The following is a 3,253-nucleotide window of genomic DNA, read 5'->3' on the forward strand; positions in this document are numbered from 1 at the left end:
TCGACATCGGGCTCGCGCCTGGCACTGGCCATCCTTCTCGCAGCTGGAACGCTGTCAACAACGCTTCCGGCGAGAGCCGAGGACTGGCCAGTCTACAACGAGGGGGATCTGCATTTCGCCATCTTCAACGCCGACTACGGCGACACAATCCGGTTCTACGCCAATGTCACGCTGACAGCCAACCTGCCGCCCGTGCGGAGCGGCAACATGACCATCAACGGACAAGGCTTCACCCTGTCCGGCAACAACCAGTATCGCGGCCTGTTCGTGCAGCAGGGCGCGATCAACGTGGCGATCAAAGATCTCACCATCACCAACGCCAAGGCCGAGGGCGGTAAGGGTGGCGACGCAAGATTTATTGTACCCGGCAATCCCGCCCGCGGCGGTGGTGGCGGCGGCGGCGCTGGACTGGGCGGCGCGCTGTTCATCGGCAAAGGCGCCAATGTGACGGTAAGCAATGTCAACCTGCAGGCCAACCAGGCGCGCGGCGGCAATGGCGGCGCGCTCGGACCTTTGACCTTGAGCAGTTCGTGGGGCAGCAGTGGCGGCGGCGGTGGCTATTGGCCGATCGGAGCCGATGGCGGCGACGGCGGCGCCTCCGTCAGTGGTGGAGGCGGTGCGCCAGACGGCGCCGGCGGTGACGGTAGCATAACAGACGGCAGCCCCGGTGGTTTTGGCGGCGGCGGCGGCGGCAGCGGCTGGTGTTCGGGCAGCGACTGCCCTTATATACCGGGGGCCGGCGGTTTTGGCGGCGGCAGCGGGGCCGGCAGTAGTGGAGTGGCTGAGCCTGGTGGCTTCGGCGGCGGCACCGGCACCAGCAACGACGTCAGCAGTGGCGGCGGTGGCGGCGCCGGTCTCGGCGGTGCGATCTTCGTTCAGGAGGGCGGCAGCCTGACCCTGGCCGGCGCTCTCAACATTTCCGGAAATGCCGTCGCGGGCGGTGACGGTGGAAGGAGGGGCGGGCAGGGCAATGCCACGCCCGGCCAGGGCATCGGGTCGGGCATCTTCCTTCACGGCAACGGCTCGTTCAGCGTCGCCCCTGGCGCCGGACAGACGCAGACCATAAGCGACATCGTCATCGACCAGACCGGAGCTGGCGGCACCGGCACCGACAGTGGCAGCTGGTCTCTGGTCAAGAATGGCGACGGCGTGACCGTTCTCACCGGCGCCAATGCCTATAGCGGGGGCACCATCGTCAATGCCGGCATCCTGCAGGGCAAAACGTCGAGCCTCAGAGGCAACATCACCAACAATGCGTCCGTCATCTTCGACCAGGCCGGCAACGACGGCACCTTTGCCGGCAACATGTCCGGCAGCGGCGCCCTGTTCAAGCGAGGCGGCGGCGTGCTTTCGCTCACGGGCACCAACACCTACGCGGCCGGCACGCGGGTGGAAGAAGGAGTCCTGCGAATCGCGTCCGATGCCAAGCTCGGCGCGGCAGGCACCCATCTCAACCTGGACGGTGGTGGCGGTCTGAGTGCGTCGGCGACCTTTGCCAGCACCCGCCCCGTTTGGCTTACCGGCGCTCGCGGCATCGTTCTCGTCGATGCCGGCGAAACCCTCACCCTGAGTGGTGTAGTCAGTGAAAGTGGTGCGCTGGTCAAGTCCGGCCCCGGCGACCTGATTCTTAGCGGGGCCAACACCTACTCGGGCGGCACGACGGTCACCGGCGGCGTGCTGCGCTTCGCCAACGACGGCAACCTGGGCGCGGCAGCCACCGGGATCATGTTGAACGGTGGTGCAGTCGGGACCATGACGGACACACCTGCGGCAACGTCGATCAGCCGCAATATCACCTTGGCCAGCAACGGTGGCGGTATCGACGTGGCGGCGCAGTCCCAGTCTCTCTCCTGGAGCGGCAACATAAGCGGCAACGGTGGCCTCTTCAAGATCGGAGCCGGCACGCTGGTCCTCACCGGCAACAATACCTACGCCGGCGGCACGCAGGTGGCAGGAGGGACCCTGTGGGTTGCCTCCGACGCCAAGCTCGGCGCAGCCGGCACCCATGTCGACCTGAACAACGGGGCTCTGCGCGCCTCGGAAACCTTTACCAGCGCCCGCCCTGTCGGGCTTTTAGGCGCCGGTGGCGCTATCCTCGTGGACGCCAACAAGGCCCTCACCTTGAGCGGTGTCGTCAGGGGTTCGGGCAGCCTCACCAAGACTGGCGACGGCACCCTCATCCTCACTGGCGCGAATGCCTATACCGGCAGCACCACCGTCAATGCCGGCGTCCTGCAGGGCAATGCAATGAGCCTGCTGGGCCACATCACCAACAACGCCTCCGTCGTCTTCGACCAAGCAGCCAACGGCACCTATGCCGGCAACATCACCGGCCTCGGCAGCCTGACCAAGATCGGCGCCGGCACGCTGATCCTGCCCGCTGCCGCCAACTACGCTGGCGGCACGACCGTCTCGGCCGGCGCGCTGCAGGGCACGACCTTCAGCCTGCAAGGCAACATCCTGAACAATGCCGCCGTTATCTTCGACCAGGGTTTCGACGGCACCTATGCCGGCAACATGACGGGCTCCGGCACGCTCACCAAGAACGGCCCTGGCACACTCACCCTCACCGGCACCAGCAGCGTCGACGGCGGCATGACGGTCGACGCCGGCGCGCTTCTGGCGAACGGCTCGATCGCTTCGTCTCGGGGCCTGAGAGTGAATACGCGCGCGACGGTGGGCGGCACCGGTATATTGCCGTCGACGATCATTAATGGCGGCACGCTTTCGCCTGGGAATTCGATCGGCACGATCAATATCATCGGGAAACTGACATTCGGCGCCGGCTCGATCTACGCCGTCGAGGTCTCCGGCGGCACGGCCGACCGCGCGAGCGTCATCGGCTCCGCCGATCTTTCGGGCGGTACCGTCGATGTCACGTTCCTGGCAGGCGGCTCTGTTTCCAGGAACTCCACCATCCTCAATGCCACGCGCGGTCTGGGCGGCACCAAATTCGCCGGCCTCAGCGACGCGCCGTTGCCCGGCTTCGAGACCAGCCTGAGCTATGACGCCAACAATGTGTACCTGGTAACGGGCACCGACCGCACCGATCCCGAGCTTAGTGCCCTCAATCGGAACCAACGGACCGTGGCCGACAGGGCGCTCGACCATTTCGAAGCCAATGGCAGGCTGCCCGGGGAATTCGTCAGGCTCGACGCGAATGGGCTGTCAGCTGCCTCCGGCGAGATCGCGGCGGGTGCCATCATAGCCGGCATCGACAGCGCCGATCGGTTCCTGGCCGTGTTCGACGGGC

General features: G+C 66.3%; 1 protein-coding gene. It reads left to right on the plus strand.

Going from position 1 to position 3,253, the window contains the following annotated elements; translation table 11 throughout:
- The coding region (locus FJ979_RS32330) for an autotransporter-associated beta strand repeat-containing protein (protein WP_181181830.1) at positions 1–3,253 on the plus strand (3,253 nt) is incomplete at both ends.

The organism is Mesorhizobium sp. B1-1-6, from assembly GCF_006443035.1.
In the GTDB taxonomy this organism is placed as follows: Bacteria; Pseudomonadota; Alphaproteobacteria; order Rhizobiales; family Rhizobiaceae; genus Mesorhizobium.